Annotated in this window: 16 protein-coding genes and 1 riboswitch; of the genes, 6 read left to right on the forward strand and 10 right to left on the reverse strand. The window is 38.2% G+C overall.

Annotation, left to right across the window (positions count from 1 at the left end):
* Nucleotides 1-291: 291 nt before the first annotated feature.
* The 4 genes from A3Q34_RS09605 to A3Q34_RS09620 form a co-directional block, all read right to left on the reverse strand.
* Nucleotides 292-1,347, reverse strand: a complete 1,056-nt coding sequence (locus tag A3Q34_RS09605) for a hypothetical protein (RefSeq protein ID WP_070375156.1) — start codon at nucleotides 1,345-1,347, stop codon at nucleotides 292-294.
* Between the two features lie 355 nt (nucleotides 1,348-1,702).
* The gene (locus A3Q34_RS09610; protein WP_070375157.1) at nucleotides 1,703-2,638 is read right to left on the reverse strand and encodes a phosphotransferase; all 936 of its coding nucleotides are present in this window, start codon (nucleotides 2,636-2,638) and stop codon (nucleotides 1,703-1,705) included.
* A 7-nt stretch (nucleotides 2,639-2,645) separates the two neighbouring features.
* Nucleotides 2,646-3,317, reverse strand: a complete 672-nt coding sequence (gene pnuC, locus A3Q34_RS09615) for a nicotinamide riboside transporter PnuC (protein ID WP_070375158.1) — start codon at nucleotides 3,315-3,317, stop codon at nucleotides 2,646-2,648.
* Nucleotides 3,317-3,583 (reverse strand): hypothetical protein, encoded by a 267-nt coding sequence (locus A3Q34_RS09620; RefSeq protein ID WP_070375159.1) that lies wholly within the window; start codon nucleotides 3,581-3,583, stop codon nucleotides 3,317-3,319. Before A3Q34_RS09620 ends, pnuC begins: the two co-directional genes overlap by 1 nt.
* A 442-nt stretch (nucleotides 3,584-4,025) precedes the next feature.
* Between A3Q34_RS09620 and A3Q34_RS20495 the strand changes: the two genes are divergently transcribed.
* Both A3Q34_RS20495 and A3Q34_RS20500 read left to right on the forward strand, forming a co-directional pair.
* A complete protein-coding gene (locus tag A3Q34_RS20495; RefSeq protein WP_157470931.1) occupies nucleotides 4,026-4,190 on the forward strand; it encodes a hypothetical protein in 165 nt (54 codons plus the stop codon).
* A 15-nt stretch (nucleotides 4,191-4,205) separates the two neighbouring features.
* Nucleotides 4,206-4,388 carry a hypothetical protein gene (locus tag A3Q34_RS20500; RefSeq protein ID WP_157470933.1) on the forward strand — a complete coding sequence of 61 codons (183 nt, stop codon included), beginning with the start codon at nucleotides 4,206-4,208 and terminating at the stop codon, nucleotides 4,386-4,388.
* An 81-nt stretch (nucleotides 4,389-4,469) separates the two neighbouring features.
* Here the strand turns inward: A3Q34_RS20500 and A3Q34_RS09625 are convergent, their stop codons facing one another.
* Nucleotides 4,470-6,593, reverse strand: a complete 2,124-nt coding sequence (locus tag A3Q34_RS09625; protein ID WP_070375160.1) for a TonB-dependent receptor — start codon at nucleotides 6,591-6,593, stop codon at nucleotides 4,470-4,472.
* Nucleotides 6,594-6,683: 90 nt separating this feature from the next.
* Nucleotides 6,684-6,802, reverse strand: a riboswitch (TPP riboswitch).
* Nucleotides 6,803-6,921: 119 nt separating this feature from the next.
* Between A3Q34_RS09625 and A3Q34_RS09630 the strand changes: the two genes are divergently transcribed.
* The 3 genes from A3Q34_RS09630 to A3Q34_RS09640 are packed head-to-tail and all read left to right on the forward strand — an operon-like array spanning nucleotide 6,922 to nucleotide 10,403.
* Complete coding sequence (locus A3Q34_RS09630; protein WP_070375161.1) at nucleotides 6,922-7,572, forward strand: single-stranded DNA-binding protein; 651 nt, start codon at nucleotides 6,922-6,924, stop codon at nucleotides 7,570-7,572.
* Nucleotides 7,573-7,617: 45 nt separating this feature from the next.
* Nucleotides 7,618-9,723 (forward strand): SHOCT domain-containing protein, encoded by a 2,106-nt coding sequence (locus A3Q34_RS09635; protein WP_070375162.1) that lies wholly within the window; start codon nucleotides 7,618-7,620, stop codon nucleotides 9,721-9,723.
* Nucleotides 9,724-9,734: 11 nt separating this feature from the next.
* Nucleotides 9,735-10,403: a TVP38/TMEM64 family protein gene (locus A3Q34_RS09640; protein ID WP_070375163.1), complete on the forward strand. Its 669-nt coding sequence runs from the start codon at nucleotides 9,735-9,737 to the stop codon at nucleotides 10,401-10,403.
* A gap of 30 nt (nucleotides 10,404-10,433) precedes the next feature.
* Here the strand turns inward: A3Q34_RS09640 and A3Q34_RS09645 are convergent, their stop codons facing one another.
* Genes A3Q34_RS09645 through ccoG form a run of 3 tightly spaced genes read right to left on the reverse strand, consistent with a single transcriptional unit; the run spans nucleotide 10,434 to nucleotide 13,518 of the window.
* Complete coding sequence (locus A3Q34_RS09645; RefSeq protein ID WP_070375164.1) at nucleotides 10,434-11,066, reverse strand: thiol:disulfide interchange protein DsbA/DsbL; 633 nt, start codon at nucleotides 11,064-11,066, stop codon at nucleotides 10,434-10,436.
* A gap of 41 nt (nucleotides 11,067-11,107) precedes the next feature.
* A complete protein-coding gene (locus A3Q34_RS09650) occupies nucleotides 11,108-12,085 on the reverse strand; it encodes a serine/threonine protein kinase (RefSeq protein WP_070375165.1) in 978 nt (325 codons plus the stop codon).
* Complete coding sequence (gene ccoG, locus A3Q34_RS09655) at nucleotides 12,085-13,518, reverse strand: cytochrome c oxidase accessory protein CcoG (RefSeq protein WP_070375166.1); 1,434 nt, start codon at nucleotides 13,516-13,518, stop codon at nucleotides 12,085-12,087. Before ccoG ends, A3Q34_RS09650 begins: the two co-directional genes overlap by 1 nt.
* A gap of 134 nt (nucleotides 13,519-13,652) precedes the next feature.
* Between ccoG and A3Q34_RS09660 the strand changes: the two genes are divergently transcribed.
* On the forward strand, nucleotides 13,653-14,009 hold the full coding sequence (locus A3Q34_RS09660) for a hypothetical protein (RefSeq protein WP_070375167.1): 357 nt from the start codon (nucleotides 13,653-13,655) through the stop codon (nucleotides 14,007-14,009).
* 86 nt (nucleotides 14,010-14,095) lie between these two features.
* Here A3Q34_RS09660 and A3Q34_RS09665 read toward each other — a convergent pair whose 3' ends face one another.
* A complete protein-coding gene (locus A3Q34_RS09665) occupies nucleotides 14,096-15,457 on the reverse strand; it encodes a formimidoylglutamate deiminase (RefSeq protein WP_070375168.1) in 1,362 nt (453 codons plus the stop codon).
* Between the two features lie 130 nt (nucleotides 15,458-15,587).
* Nucleotides 15,588-16,379, reverse strand: a complete 792-nt coding sequence (hutG, locus tag A3Q34_RS09670) for an N-formylglutamate deformylase (RefSeq protein ID WP_070375169.1) — start codon at nucleotides 16,377-16,379, stop codon at nucleotides 15,588-15,590.
* Nucleotides 16,380-16,483 lie beyond the last annotated feature (104 nt).

Raw genomic sequence — 16,483 nt, forward strand, 5'->3', positions numbered from 1 at the left:
TATAACTAGCTTGCAATAAACTAACTATAGATAAACTAAAGCTAACTTAGACAATTAAATTAAAACGACTAAACAAGAGTGAAAGCACGACTATTACAAACGCTATGCTAGTATTATTAAATATAGCTACCTTGCAATGATTATGGCGGTGACGGAGTTATTCTGCAATTAAATATTTAGCTGATTATTCTGATCTATTTTTCTATATTTAGCATTATTATTGAGCATTTCTGGCAAAAAAAAACCGATAGATAAATCTATCGGTTTTTATTCAGATAACAGTTACTGGGATTAGTTACCGCCAGTACCACCTGTACCGCCAGTACCACCTGTACCACCAGTAATGTCGTCATCTAGATCAACAGAAGCTGCGATATCATCAGGATTGATTACGTCAGGAATATTTACAATACCCACAGCATTACCTGTATCGCCTGCAATAACTGATGCTAAATCTTTAATTGCTTGCGAAATTTTAGCTTGAACAGCATTAATTCTTGCCATTGCCGCTACTGAGTCAGCATCTAATGCTGCACCAGGGTTTTTAATAATCGCTTTAGTAACTAGTTTAACAGCAGCGATATAAGTTTTAATTGCATCAGCAAGAGTTTCATCTGTGCCTGGCTCTAAACCTGAAAGCGAACCGTTAATAAGCGTTAATGTTGCTGCTATCATATCATCTGTTGATACATTTGCAGATACAGAAGCATCAACAATTACAACGTCAAAAATGTTAGTTTCAGATAAATCTAAACCTAAAACAGCACCAATCACTCGAGAAGCATCTACTTGAAACGCTTCATAAATTTCTGGGTCAGAAAGGTCGATATCTGCATCGTCTTCAATTACCGCTAAAATAGTTTCAGTTGCAAGTGTTGTTAATGCATTAACTTCAGCAGAGATGATTGTACCGCTACCGTCAGAATTACTCATTGTTGAAAGTTCTAAGCCCACTAATTGTGATGCAGGAACAACGCCACCTCTAACTACGTCACCACAAACTATAGCATCACAAATCATTGTAGTATCTTCGTCAGCACTTACGCGTACGAAAAAAGTACCTGTGATTGCTTCACCAGAAGCATCAGTTAATGAAAGTGTGTAATCACCTTTTTCATCTGTTTGAGTGTTAGCTAGAGCAGTTTCTATATCTGAGCTATCAAAAACTTCAACTAAAGCGTTAGCCATTACACCTTTGATACTAGAACCTGATACATCTAATGTAGAAGGCGTTGGTGGCGGTGGCGGCGCTTGGTTTGGCGCAAGAACAGTACCATCATCTTGGTAACATGCCGATAAAGTCAAAGAAATTGCCGCAGCAACTGTTGTAAGCATAATTTTATTCATTGTTAATCCCTGATTTGAAAGTAAAAAACCTAACATTCCTTGTTATATAGATAAACAATAGAATGATCTTTGTAGCAAATATTAGCATCGACATCACACCTGATCAACAAAAAAGAATAACAATAAAATAAATATTTAACGGCTAATTTTAATTATTAAAATCTTAAGCCTTCATTTTATTTTATTGCATTTTTATTACGGTGCCAGATGTTCGATAACTTAAATAAATCACCGTGATACAAAAGTAACTTCGCGATATAAACTACTAATAGTCAGTAATTAAATTCAATCTAGCTACTTTATAAGCAGTAGCTATTACTGAGTAAATTACTGAGGATAATAAAGATAGTACAGATTAAAATAATAATGTTATTTTTTCTGTTAACAAGCCTAATTGGTCAAAAAGTACAAGCTGCTGGTGTGCCTTAGCCATTAATTTTTGCGCTTGTTTGTGTTGATAGCCAGCCTCGAAGTACCACAAGCCATTAATGAGATAACAACAAGCGAGATATGCACGCACTTTTTCTTCATCAATCGTCGCATTAGTAAATTGCTGATAGTCTTGTATTAGAGCATCTATATCGTTAACACTGAATTCGTTAATCGCGATAAACATGGCGAGATCATATTCGGCTTCAGCTAAACAACTGCATTCGAAATCGACTAACCAAGCATGCTTTTGCGGACTTTCATTATTAAACAGTGCGCTTACACGAATGTTTTCATAATTAACATCACCATGACAAAGTACTAAGTGATTATGCTTGGCTTGCGGAGGTGTTATTTCGCTGATTATTTTCTGTAGCGCGATATACTGAGACTGCGAGAGTTTACTATTTGAGGCTTGGTGGTAAAGCAGCTCTTCAATGGCTAACACCGGATGATTTTCTGGCGGTGTTAGCTGATGAGTTTTTACCATTAAGTACATCGCCACCGTAACTTTGTTATTAGCTAAACTGTCAGTTTGTTGCTTATAAAAACCGCTTAATGAATCACCATTAATAAACTCGGTAACAAGCCATGATGCTGAATGATAAATGATAGCCGTTGCTACACCTATTTTTGCTGCTAATAAGTGACTGGCAATCTCGGCTTTTGCTGTTTGTTGATGGCCAGCAAAGGACTTTACAAAAAAATTTTGCTCAATAGTATTTTTGTTAACCGTCACTTTAAAACATTGATGACTTTCACCCCCTGTTAATCGCTCAATTTTACAATCGCGATGAGTAAAACAAGGTAAGGCTTTAATCTCTTCACAGCTGCTGTTACTTTTTTGATTGATTAAAGCCACCACTCAACTACTCAGTCGCCGAGGCTATATTGCCTGCTGCTTGTTGATGACTCTTTTGATATTTACTATACCAAATTGCATAACCGACCATAGCCATGACTACATATAAGCCAAATAACACAGCGGTAGGTTGTAAGCCTTTTTCTAAATAGAGATAAATGGAAACAAAATCGATGACTATCCAGTACAACCAATTCTCTAGGACCTTTTTGGTGACTAAATAGGTCGCAAACACCGCAAATACCGTAGTTGCAGAATCTAAATAAGGGAAGTGTGTTGGCGTGTAATTGTCCATTAGCCAGCCAATAACCAAAGAGCAAACAGTTAGTAAGACCACTATTTTGATATGAAAGAGTAGCGACCAGCTTTGAATAGCCAATGCTGCGCCTGTATGACTATTATTTGTTGCGTTATTTTGCGACAAAGAAACATGACGCCAGCAATACCAGCCAAAGATGGCCATCGCTAAATAATAAACCTGCAATAAAGCGTCCATCCATAAATAAACATCATAAAAAATAACGCTATAAATAATGGTACTCACTAGCGCTGCTGGCCAACACCAAATATTTTCTTTTGCCGCTAACACCACATAAAATAATGCTGAAATTACCGCTAATAATTCCCAGAGAGGCAAATGCGTAAAATAATTAACTGTTGCTAATAAAGATTCAACCATTAGCTTTCAGCTTCGACTTCTGAGCGATCACCGCCAATAAACTTACACACGAAAACAGCAGCATTTAAGGTTTGATGGACATGCTTTATTTCTGCCATGACATGGTGGGTCGCTAAGTCATAGTCTCCAAAGACTTGTGTACTCATGCCATTAGTCACTACATTTAAGCCCGCAACATTGCGTAGACGCTTGATGAATGCCCAAATTTCAGTTTTAAACTTTTCTTCTGCTAGAGGGTACAAACTAATTTCTATAGATATTTTCATAATATTTCCTAATGGTATGCCACTTTTTCCAGTGAACAAAAAAACCGTCATCCTGAACTTGTTTCAGGATCTCATTACTTTTAGCCACTAATACAGATACTGAAATAAATTCAGCATGACGACGTTTTACTTCAGTATTACGGCATGCTACTTCAACATAACGGCAAGGCCGTTTTTAACAACGGCTCTGCCAAGCTAAAAATACCGTCATCCTGAACTTGTTTCAGGATCTCATTACTTTAAGCCACGAATACAGATACTGAAATAAATTCAGCATGACGGCGTGTTACTTCATCATGACGACATGTTACTGCAACATGACGGCATGGCGGTTTTTAACAACTGCTCTGCCAAGCTAAAAACCCGTCATCCTGAACTTGTTTCAGGATCTCATTACTTTAAGCCACAAATACAGATACTGAAATAAATTCAGCATGACGGCATGTTAGTTCAACAAGACGACGTGTTACTTCAGTATTACGGCATGTTACTTCAGCATAACGGCAAGGCGGTTTTTAACAACGGCTCTGCCAAGCTAAAAACCCGTCATCCTGAACTTGTTTCAGGATCTCATTACTTTAAGCCACGAATACAGATACTGAAATAAATTCAGCATGACGACATGTTATCTCAACATAACGACATGTTAGCTCAACAGGCCGGCATGTTACTTCAACATAACGGCATGGCGGTTTTTAACAACTGCTCTGCCAAGCTAAAAACCCGTCATCCTGAACACCCCCGTCATCCTGAACTTGTTTCAGGATCTCATTACTTTAAGCCACTAATACAGATACTGAAATAAATTCAGCATGACGGCGTGTTAGTTCAACAGGACGACATGTTCGTTCAGCATGATCGCTTGTTAACTTAAAAGCGCTTAACCTTAGAAGTTATAATCAAACGTTACACCAATTTGTCTTGGTGCGCCAAAACGTTGATATTTTTTAGCTACCCAATCTAAATCAGGTTCGTTACCGAAGAAAAAGCCGCGTGTTGCGATTTTTTCATCGGTAATATTTCTAGCCCAAAGTGAGATAGACCAATCAGCGAGTTCATATGCAACTTTCGCATTCAATAAGTTTGAACTTGACGCTTTTTCGTCATGGCTATCAGAGAAGAAAAATTCATCTTTTCCTGACCAGTTCACATTGAAGACAACGCCATTGTCGCTGCGATACGTAGTTCCAAGGCTGAAGGTATAGCTTGGTGCGTGTGCTAAATCGCGTCCTGAAATGTCAATGTTTGTACCGTACTTGTCAGAATAGCCATAAACATCATATGTTGCGTTTAGATAGCCTACTGTCGAGTCGATCGTTAAATTATTATTAACTTGGTATGTTAACTCAAGTTCCAAACCGTAACTGCTTGAACTGGTGGCATTTGCCGTATAAATGGTAAATTGCTGTGGCTTATCAGGGTTCTGTTGAGAAGCATTAACTTGTTGATCTTGTCTGTCCATATAGAATAAGGCTAGTCGACTGACTAAGGTATTATTTAGCATATTCGATTGTAGGCCTAATTCATAATTGATTAAGACTTCGGTATCAAATTCTTTAAATTGGATTAATTGCTCGGGTAAATCCATATTAAAACCACCCGCTTTGTAGCCACGCGCGACACGAATATAGGCAGAGTGCTCATTGTTAATGATCTTACTCAATGCGACGTGTCCGCCCCACATTGTTTCAGACGGGTCAAACTCATCGCCAGCACTATCGCTATAATCGGTTGAACGTTTTTCAACGCGCAAACCTACTGATAACTCATGGCCATAGCTAAGAGCACTGTCTAACTGGGTGAAAATTGCATAATTATTAGCTGAGTATGTAGAGTCGAGTATTTCGTCTTCCCAACCATTATAAAAAGAGTCAAGGTCGTTATCTTCATTCATTTTGCTAATGTAAGTACCCACTAGCCAAGCAGTTGTATTGTCGAAAATTCTTGAGGCGTCATTTGATGATAATCGAAACTCTTGTGACCATATATCTCTATCGGCGCGTTTGTCCCACAGGTAACTGTATTCACATGGTGCACCATCACAACTTTTACTTGCCCAATAATCTGCGTTTGCCCAATCACCATCATAAGCGTGCTGATGCTCTGTCGTGGTATAGCTGCTTATCGCTTCGAATTTTGCGAATGACAAACCTTCAAAACTAAATTTTAGTGCCCCGCCATGCGATTTTTGATTATCAACACCTGGGTTGTCCGTAATCGTATTAAAGCCGTTGTTATCTAATGTCCATGGATCGAAACTATTATCGTTATCCGCAAATATATAAGTAAAATCAACACTTAAGTCTTCTGTTGCCGTATATTGCAATTTGAACTTTCCAGAAAACTCGTCAATGCCATTAGTATCATCTCTATTTAAATAAAGATTGTCGCGATAACCGTTTTGTTGATGCTGCTCTAATGATATGCGGTAATTTAAGTCTTCAGTGAGAGCACCAGAGCTATAACCGGCAACATTAATTAAGTCGTCATTGCCTAATGTTACTTTAAAACCATGTTCGGGTAATTCTGTTGCGTCTTTTGATTTTATGTAAATTAAACCCGCAAGCGCATTGGCACCAAAACGTGTACCTTGTGGACCTCTTAAGACTTCAACTTGTTGAACATCGTACATAGAAGCTGCCATGCCCAAGCCTGACAAATCGATATCGTCGACAATGAAGCCCACTGATGAGTTTGGCGCACCGCGGTATTCAGAGCGTTCACCGACGCCTCTAATTTGTAAATATTTCGGACGAGATGTTCCACCAGAGAAATTTAAGTTGGCGACACCATTAATAACTTCTTCAAAATGTTGAATGCCCTGCTCAGCTATTTTTTGTTGGTCGATGATTGCAATACTGGTAGGGGCTTGCGCTAAAGATTGCTTATTGAAACTGGAAGTGACAGTTATACGCTCAATATCATTTGACTCATTTGCTTGTGTGACACTAGCAAAAGTCAATAAAGTCGTTGTTACCGCGATTGAAATAGGAGATTTTATAAAATTCATACTGGGCTCTTTTTATGGCATGCAAGCAAAAAAGAGCAATAAGGCAAATACACTGTAAGTAAGCACTTACACAAAGTGTTTACGATAAATATTCAACATATTAACCATTCCTACGCCGGCATTATCCGTTTCAGGTATTAAGGGTAAAAATTCTCAGCAATACAAAAGCCTATTAACAACAGCTTTTTATTGCACCCCTTGGTTTGCTCGGCATACTAACAATTTTATCATCAAAGTACAGAAAAATTATGCTTATTTAATGTCATGTATTTGCTTAATCTGATGATTTTCAGTAAATTAGCACTATAGTTTTTTTTATTAAATTGCCATGACAAATCATCTAAGCCAAAATCATTTATGTTCAGTAACCTTATTAGGAAATTTAGTTGCTAAGCCTGATATTCGTTATCAAGCAAACCCGGTCCTTGCTGTAGCTGAGTTAGTATTAGCGACCCATAGCCGATGGTTTGACAAAACGAGCCAACAGTTTAAAGAATGGACGAGTTATCATACGGTTAAAGTTATTGGTGATATTGTTGATCGTTCACTTATTCACTCGCAAAAAGGTGATATTATTTTAGTGCAAGGCTATTTACTTAATAGTAAAAAAGCTAACCGTGAAATATTACACGCCACTTATGCACAAACATTTGCAAAGGGTTACGCCCAGTCAATAAACCAAGTGCATATGAGTGGTGAAATAAGCAGCGATATTAATTTAGTACTGACCGAGAATAATAAAGAATTAGTCGCGCTTAACTTAACCGTTAATAATTTAGTGTATTCGCCTATAACACAGCAAACCCAAAATATTTCTATCGAACGTTCGGTACATATCTGGGGCAAACAAGCACATTATATTAAAGATAAGGCCGAGCTAGGCGACCAATTAGTTGTCGACGGAAGATTAAGCTATCTCAATGATAGTAAAAAATCACAATTTATTGATTCACACCAAGTCATTTTATTGAAACATTAAAACGGATTACCTATAATTTTATAAAATTAGGATTGTTGGCAAAATATGGACGTTTTTCATTATATAAAAAAAATAACTACGCAAGCACTTACAATGTTGCTGGCTTTTTACTGCCTATTAACGCCGTTAACAACAATTGCTGAAGAAGTTCGACTCGAAGTTTTAGCCCAGCTACCTAGCCTAAGTTCAACCAATAAAACAACCGTTATTGCATTACCTGTTAATAGTGAGAATAAGCAGCAATACTTAATTGCGGACGCTGCTGGCGAATTGTCTTTACTTAATAATGCCAAGCTCACTTTTTTAACTCGCTTACCTTTAAATAATCATACTACCGATAAACAAGTTGAATTAACCGCGCTAACGTTTCACCCCAGTTTTTTGTTAGCAGATAAAACTGGCTTTCAAAGTTTTTTTACTGCACATATTGAGCCCGCAAAAACAAATAATAATTTTGCGCGATTAACGCTGTTAGCCGATCCGGTTGCATTGCCATTTGACGCTGTGATAACGCAGTGGCAATACAACAACACAGCGGCAATTAAAATTGATGTGCAGCAACGCAGAGAAGTGCTGAGAATTGCGGTGCCAACTGCCACCCATCAAATACAAAAAATAGCCTTTAATCCATATAATAAAGTATGGCACGATGATTATGGCTTAATGCTTGTTGCTTTGTCTGACAGTAACACTAGCTTACCAAACGCTAGCGAAGGCGCTTTATATTCTGGCGTTGTGTTACGCATTAATCCTGAGAAATTTGGCTTAAGAAATTATAGGGTGCCAAGTAGTAACCCTTTTATGAAAACAAACGACGTTAACAATGAGATCTTTATTTTAGGTGCTCAAAGCATTAGTTCTTTTTCGTGGTCAAAAAAACATTATGGCGCATTACTCGTAGAACATGACTACGATGGCGGTCACCAAGTTGTTGTTGCTGATAAAGGTGCTGACTGGCGAGACTCTTACCAAAATAACCTTGTTTTTCCGCTGAAATCTACTCAAGGAACTGATGGAAATATTTTCCCTTATTATGGGCGAAACCTAGAAGCGTCTGTGGGAGGTGTCTTATATCTTATTAACGATGCAAAAAATTGGCAACTTGCCCAATTGAATACCACGATGGTAAATAGTGAGGCTCAAAGTGGCGCCGCTGCATTACCTATTTTGTCGTTTAGTCGTGATGAGCTTTCTCCAAAAAATAAAGTGTCATTACTCTTTGATCACAACGGCGAACCCTTACTGTTAGATTTAACCAATAAACAATTATTATCGGTAAAGGCTATCCCGTTAAAAAGTGACAATAGTAAGCGTATTCAGGTAGAGAATAAAAGTGATGAACAATCGTCGCCACTCAACAATAGCGCTTATGGCAAACTACTGCTTACCCTGTTTATATTGGTGGTTGCGATGGTGTTTTATCGATTACGACTAAAAACGGTCAATCAAAAAGCAAAATTAAGAGGTATGTTTGCACGCTTTGAACTCGATACTAGCCAAAAAACCGTATCGTTTTACAAGCGCCATCAGTCAGAAATAGACAGTCAATTGGCTATTGCCGATATTGTTAAAAGTGAAATTTGGGTAAACGATAGCAACATCAGTATTATTAATAAAGATATTGACCATGGTTACAATGAGCAATGCGAGAACAAACTGCGCTTGTCATTTAATCAAGCGCATCGCCATAAGCTTATTGATGATGAAACTCGACAAGTCCTGCTTTATTTAACCGATAAAAACGCTAAAACATATGTTGTATGCTTATATTTTAGAAAAGGTAACCAGCGTCTAACCAAAGCGAAATATTTTGATATTTTAGAGTCATTAATTGATTGGAGTTGGTTTATTGCCAGCCAGCTGAATCCAGAAGCAACAACGCCACGACCGCTGAAAGTAACCATCGTTAAGAGCGTGATAAAAAAAGTTTTTAAGAAAAAAAAGGCCGAGCCTGAAAGCATTGATGCCTCCGTAATAGAAGAACCCCTACCTAGTAAGCAAACCGCAGCAGTATTGCACGACATCGCTATTCATGACTCGGAATTAATAAGTGCGCTAGACAAGCTTGTTGATTTAAAACAACAGGGGTTTTTAACCGATGAAGAGTTTAGTTTAGCGAAAGCGAAAATTTTATCAGATATGATTGTTTAATATGGATAGAGATGCTGAGCAAACAAACTAAAACACTTTTTTTAATGACCACATTAATTAGTATAGCCATTCTTTTTAGCGTGTTATTTTCTTTAGATGTATTGAAAAACAACAACCTACAGCCACTACTTGACCAGTTTATTCCTCAAGGATATCTGGGGGTGTTAATGGTGTTAAGCCTATTGGCATTACTGACCAGTATCGGTTTACCCAGGCAAGTCGCTGCTTTTTCTTGTGGTTACATCTTTGGCATTGTTTATGGGACGCTGCTGGCCACTTTAGCGGCAACACTCGGTTGCATGCTAACGTTATTTATCGCAAAAACTTTTTTTAGACAAAGGGTGCTTGACGCTTACCCCGACAAAGTAATGGTGCTGTCTGCTTTTTTCTCAACGGACACCTTCAGCAAAGCCCTAGTCATTCGTTTGTTACCTGCGGGCTCAAACTTTTTAACCAACATATTGGCAGGCATGGCTAAGGTAAAGTTTATCCCCTATGTTACAGGCACTTGTGTTGGTTTTATTCCACAGATGTTGATATTTTCATTACTTGGCGCAGGTATTAAAGTCGGGGAGGAACAACAAATATTACTGAGTTTATCTTTACTGGTTGTTGCGTTAATTTTTGGCTATTTGTTGTATAAAAAAGAAAAAAAACGCAATAAAAAAGGAGCTATTTAGCTCCTTTTTTATTGTCTTGCTAACGGTCATTTAGTCGAGTGTTAACAAATACTTCACTAAGTTGTTGTAGTCAGCTTCAAAGTTGTTTTTGTCTAAACCTGCATTTTCAATTTTGTAGCGGCCATTAACAATAACGGCTGGCACGCCTGTTAAACCACCACTTTTTGCGTAGTAGCTTTGCTTTTTCTTCATTTGTTTTACTTGGCTATTTACACCAAAGCTTTTCATTAATTTGTCAAACTTTTCGCCATCAGCGCCATTCAAAACAAAAACATTACGAATATCTTTTTCAGAAGTAAAAACTGCGCGCTGCACATGAATATAATTAAAAAGTGCGCCCATTAGCTTAGTTTCCATATCCATTTGCTCGGCAACAACTACCGCTTTACTTAACGTTTCCTGCATAACTTGAGAAGCGCCACGTAAAAAATCAACGTGATTGAATTCAAATTTAACCCCTGCTGGTAACTGCTTTTTAACGCTAGTCATGAAAGGTGAAAATTTGAAACAATGTGGACAGTAAAATGAAAAGAATTCACGTACTTCAGGCTTTTTGGTGGCCTGTTCGCTCACGATCGTGTAATGCGTACCTTCTTGATAATTTGCTGCTGATGCCATTAATGGCAATAATAACATCACAAATAAACTCACTAATTTTTTCATTTAACGTTTTTCCTCAAACAATAGCCCTGCGCTATAAATAATTATGCAGGTAATAAACTTAATGGTGGCTGTTGAAGGGCAGACACTTGCTCTTTCAACATTAAAATTTGCTGTTCCCAATACTTATCGGTATTAAACCATGGGAAGTTATGCGGGAACGCTGGGTCTTGCCAACGCTTACATAACCAAGCCATATAATTAACAACACGCATGGTACGTAATGATTCTATCAAAATAAGTTGCTTGGGTTCAAATGAATAAAATTCTTCGTATCCCGAAAGCATAGTATCAAGTTGTAATAACCGTTGTTGGCGATCACCTGAAAGCATCATCCATAGGTCTTGAATAGCAGGTCCCATGCGACAATCATCTAAATCGACAAAATGTGGACCTTTATCTGTCCATAAAATATTACCAGCATGGCAATCACCGTGTAAACGTATTTCATGGCTGGGTTGATATTGCTGCGCAGCAATATCAACCACTTGTTCTAAAATAGTAAAGAAAGCTTTGCTTAGGTAGTGTGGCACAAAACCAGAGTCTTTTATAATATCGGTGGCCTGAAAAAGCATTTCTTGCTTGTTATAGGTCGGGCGATGTTTAAAAGGTTTTGTCGCCGCGACGGCATGAATACGCCCTAAAAATCGCCCCATCCATTCAAGCTGATCTAAATTGTCTACTTCGAAAATACGTCCGCCCCGACAAGGGTAGATAGCAAAATGAAAACCTTGATGAGAAAAAAGCGATTCACCACCAATTTTTAACGGCGCAACTAAGGGTAATTCATGTTTTGCTAACTCAAAAGAAAAGCTATGCTCTTCTCTAAGTTCAGCTTCGGTCCAGCGTTGCGGTCGATAAAACTTGGTGACGTATTTTTTCTTATCTTCGTCATGAAATTGATAAACACGGTTTTCATAACTATTTAAAGCCAGCAAGCCACTGTCAACAAAGAGGCCTGTACTTTCTAGGCCATCTAAGATCAAGTCGGGTGATAGGGTAGTAAAATCAAATACAGACATTAGCGTTTATTAAAAAACCTACTTTCATGTTCAAGAGAAACATCATCTTCCTCTGAAACCAACTCAATAACAAATGAAATATCGGTCATATAACCTTTTAATTCATAGGGGTCTACGGACAGACTCATTGGTAACGTATACACAGCGGCAGCTTTTACCATAACTTCTTGCTCGCCATGCCACTTAGTGTTTTCAATACCCTTAACAGACAAGCGATAAACGTTATCAGTTTGCGATTTATTTAAGATTTTTAAGGTGTACACATTTTCTATATCACCGTTAAATTTTTCTTTGGCCAGTTCATTTCTATCGCGAATAATGTCCATAGTGACTGGAGCGCGATTAACAATCTCTAAAACTAACAAGCTACACATTACCAACAGAACGATGGCATAACCTACTAATTTTGAACGAATAAAATGAACTTTCTTACCTTGTAATTCATGCTCGGTGGTGTAACGTATTAGCCCTTTCGGGTAATTCATTTTGTCCATAACCCCGTCACATGCGTCAACACATGCACCACAGTTTATACATTCATATTGTAAGCCGTTACGAATATCTATACCGGTTGGACAGACCTGCACACAAAGGTTACAGTCAATACAGTCACCTAATTCTAATGATTCATGTGCTATTTTACGAGAGCGTGCACCACGACTTTCTCCGCGATTAAAGTCATATGAAACCGTTAAGGTATCTTTATCAAACATCGCTGATTGGAAACGTGCATAAGGACACATATGTAGACACATAATTTCACGCATCCAGCCAGCATTACCATAAGTACAAAAAGCAAAGAACCAAACAGTCGCCGCTAAAGCAAACGAGGCCTGAAAAGTAAAAAAGTCAATAAACACTTCATCAACCGGTGCAAAATAACCGACAAACGTTAGTGCCGTTAGTATCGAGAAAAATAACCAACAAGTATGTTTTAAGGCTTTACGCCAGAATTTGTCAAAATCAAGTTCGCGGCTGTCCAGTTTTTTACGCTGATTAGCGGTCCCTTCAATTTTTTCTTCAAACCAGATAAAAATAAAGGTCCAGACAGTTTGTGGGCATAAATATCCACACCAAACACGCCCTAAAAAGGTGGTAACAAAAAACAGTAAAAAAGCACTAAGAATACAGAGCCAAGCGAGTAAGGTTAAATCTTGTGGCCACAAAGTTAGCCCAAAGAGCGTGAAGCGTTGTTCTGCAATATCAAATAAAATGGCTTGATGATCGTTATATCGCAACCAAGGCAGTACTGCAAAAAGTGCTAAGAAAAAAAAGTTCATCCGCTGCCTAAGTAATTGGAAAATACCACTTACTTTGCGCACATAGATTTGATCACGAGGCTGGTAGGTTTCTACCTGATTGGGTTGATGTATTTTAATATTTTTAACGGGAATTTGTAGCTGCGCTTTTTTGATCTTGTCTTCTGATTTCACGATAAATCCTTGATATACGAGAGCCTCAAGATTATAACGATATTTATCTAAAAATACGTTATAAAACAATTAATATTAGTGAATAAGCCGAAAATTGATTATTCTTATATAATCATTCAATTATATAAAGAATTATGAAAAATTTATTGATCTTAATCGTCGCAGCGGCATTATTTTTACACTTTTATCCTCAACCAGAAGTAGACGAGTGGTTTTCAGAACAGAAAAACGTCATTTCTAATGCCTTTTCAGAAGCTACAGATACCAAAGTAAGGTTGAAGGCCGATAAAATTTATACCGACTTAAAGAGTCAGCTTGTCAATTTTAGTCTTGAAGAACAACAATTTTTAAAAGATATAACCAGCGATAGAAAGTCGGTAAAAGCTTTTTTTACTGATTTTTGTAATGCCAAACAACAATCCCCACATTTGCACCGAGAAAACCAAGCGAAAGTTTGTAAAACAATTGCTCAGTATAGTTCGTTGTTATAGGCAAATTTAAATATTAATAACCTATAAAAGATATAAAGCTGTTATCGCGCAGATCTACAACTTAGATGCGCGATAACCGTTTAATGCTAAGCAGAAAGACTGGCCAATAACTTAGAGAATGCTTGTTCGGACTCTTGCTCTAGGCGATGAACACCGACGTTAATCACCCAGTGGCCATTGACCATAACGTCGTTAATCATATTATGCTGACTTGCAAAAATCATACTGTCTAATAAGTGTTGGTCGTGGTGAGCAAACAAAGCCACTTTTTTGGCATTAAGTACCAGTAAATCGGCTTGTTTACCTATCGCTAACTCACCGGTATTGCTATTTGTACTTTGAGCGCCGCCTAAGGCTGCTTGTTGCCACAAATTACGACCCACTGAAGGTTGATTTTCTGTTGCTAAAATAGCACGTTGTTGCTTAATTAAGCGTTGTGCGTATTCTAACCAGCGTAACTCTTCGATAGGATTCACTGAAATATGACTGTCAGAGCCAATGGCTAAGGTGCCATTTTCTGCTAAAAATTCACTGGTGGGGAAAATACCGTCACCTAGATTTGCTTCAGTGGTTGGGCAAATCCCTGCAACCGCTTTACTGGCAATAATTCCTTGGCGTTCTTGTTCATTGATATGTGTCGCATGAATTAAACACCATTGTGGGTCTAATGTGACATTATTTAATAACCATTCCACCGGACGTTGACCATAATGCGCTAAACAATCATTGACTTCTTTTTGCTGCTCAGCGATATGAATATGCACTGGCGCTTTATTATCTAAACTACGGACATGTTTTACCGCTTGCTCTAACGACGTTTTGTCAACCGCTCTTAATGAGTGAGGCGCAATGCCAACATTAGTATTTTGATAATGAGTACTTAAGGTAAAGCAGTCACTGACCAGTTGATTGAATTGTTCTACTGAATTAATAAAGCGCTTTTGGCCGTCATTTGCCGGTAAAGGACCAAAGCCGCTGAAACGATAAAGTACCGGTAATAATGTTAAACCAATTCCCGATTCCTGACTGGCCTTAAAAATGGCTTTTGCCATGGCAGCAAGTTCATCATGGTTTTCACCATTAATTTCATGATGTAAATAATGAAATTCTGCAACACGGGTATAACCCATTTTAAGCATTTCAATATAAAGCTGTCGGGCAATTATTTCGGCATCGTTTACCGTCAGTTGATCGATAAACTTGTACATGATGCTGCGCCATGTCCAAAAACTGTCTTGCCCTTCACTACCTTGTTCACTGAAACCCGCAAAGGCACGTTGAAAAGCATGGGAGTGGCAATTAACCATACCAGGAATAACAACCCCTACTCGCTCAGCGCCGTCAATATGGCCTGATGCTATTGCGGTGATCACACCATTTTCTATGGTTAATGTTTGCTGCGTATGCCAACCGCTGCTTAATAAAATACGTTCTGCAAATAACTTCATCGAAAACACCTTTGCTAATTTTTGTTGTAAAACCCAATCTACATTTACTGCGTTTGCCTATTCACTACTGACTAATGACTACGGCTGAATAAAACCGTTACCGCAACTCATTCACACGAGCACACCGACACTAGGCTTTTTGTTGTGAAAACTTAATCAAGGTTTCTATTAACTGTTTAAGCTTAGGAATAACCTCACTTGCCAACGCTTCATTGTATTCTGGACTGGGTTCACTCATGTAAGTACGTTGTGAAAGCTCTAACTGCACCGCATGAATATTTTTTTGCGGTTGACCATACTCGCGGGTAATAAAGCCGCCTTTAAACCGCCCGTTAGTGATCATGCTATAAGGTGAGTAATCAAGTTTTTGTAGTGCGGTGATTAATTCAGGCGCGCAGCTTTTACCATCAGCTGTACCAAAATTAAAATCCGGTAATTGGCCTTCAAAAAATCTCGGCACGGTCGACAAAATAGAATGAGCCTCTAGTAAAACGGCTTTACCAAATTCATTTTTCATGTCAGCTAGAGTGGTTTTTAATGCTTGATGATAAGGCTGCCAATACGTGGTTACCCGATGTAATATTTCATCTTTTTCTGGAGCTTGCCCTTCAAGGTAAAGTGGCGCAAGGTCAAATGAGGTCGTCGGACACAATTCAGTACTATTGGCACCAGGGTATAAATCAACACCTGCTGGATCTCGATTTAGGTCAATGACATAGCGGCTATATTTGGGCATAATAATATATGCACCCAGCGCTTGAGCAAAGGCGTAAAGCTTGTCTTTATGCCAATCAGTATCAGCCACTTTTCTGCCTTGTTCAGTCATTTTATTGGCAATATATTCAGGTAAAGCCTCACCGTTATGCGGCATGCTGATAAGCAATGGAATTCGACCTTTTATTAACGTGTAAGAGTTAGACATCTTCAACCTTTTAATTGTATATACAACTTTAGGGGTAATTTATCATGCTGTTACTGTAGCAAGCAAATTTATTGCGCTGTGATACTGATCTTTTTAGTTGCTTT

The sequence above is a fragment of the Colwellia sp. PAMC 20917 genome, from assembly GCF_001767295.1.
Taxonomy (GTDB): domain Bacteria; phylum Pseudomonadota; class Gammaproteobacteria; order Enterobacterales; family Alteromonadaceae; genus Colwellia_A.

Bases quoted from the DNA above. Each gene is read 5' to 3' on its own strand.
- A3Q34_RS09605 (WP_070375156.1), bottom strand. From the start codon at position 1,347: ATGAATAAAATTATGCTTACAACAGTTGCTGCGGCAATTTCTTTGACT.
- pnuC (WP_070375158.1), bottom strand. From the start codon at position 3,317: ATGGTTGAATCTTTATTAGCAACAGTTAATTATTTTACGCATTTGCCT.
- A3Q34_RS09620 (WP_070375159.1), bottom strand. From the start codon at position 3,583: ATGAAAATATCTATAGAAATTAGTTTGTACCCTCTAGCAGAAGAAAAG.
- A3Q34_RS20495 (WP_157470931.1), top strand. From the start codon at position 4,026: ATGTTAGTTCAACAAGACGACGTGTTACTTCAGTATTACGGCATGTTA.
- A3Q34_RS20500 (WP_157470933.1), top strand. From the start codon at position 4,206: ATGTTATCTCAACATAACGACATGTTAGCTCAACAGGCCGGCATGTTA.
- A3Q34_RS09625 (WP_070375160.1), bottom strand. From the start codon at position 6,593: ATGAATTTTATAAAATCTCCTATTTCAATCGCGGTAACAACGACTTTA.
- A3Q34_RS09630 (WP_070375161.1), top strand. From the start codon at position 6,922: ATGACAAATCATCTAAGCCAAAATCATTTATGTTCAGTAACCTTATTA.
- A3Q34_RS09635 (WP_070375162.1), top strand. From the start codon at position 7,618: ATGGACGTTTTTCATTATATAAAAAAAATAACTACGCAAGCACTTACA.
- A3Q34_RS09640 (WP_070375163.1), top strand. From the start codon at position 9,735: ATGCTGAGCAAACAAACTAAAACACTTTTTTTAATGACCACATTAATT.
- A3Q34_RS09645 (WP_070375164.1), bottom strand. From the start codon at position 11,066: ATGAAAAAATTAGTGAGTTTATTTGTGATGTTATTATTGCCATTAATG.
- A3Q34_RS09650 (WP_070375165.1), bottom strand. From the start codon at position 12,085: ATGTCTGTATTTGATTTTACTACCCTATCACCCGACTTGATCTTAGAT.
- A3Q34_RS09660 (WP_070375167.1), top strand. From the start codon at position 13,653: ATGAAAAATTTATTGATCTTAATCGTCGCAGCGGCATTATTTTTACAC.
- A3Q34_RS09665 (WP_070375168.1), bottom strand. From the start codon at position 15,457: ATGAAGTTATTTGCAGAACGTATTTTATTAAGCAGCGGTTGGCATACG.
- hutG (WP_070375169.1), bottom strand. From the start codon at position 16,379: ATGTCTAACTCTTACACGTTAATAAAAGGTCGAATTCCATTGCTTATC.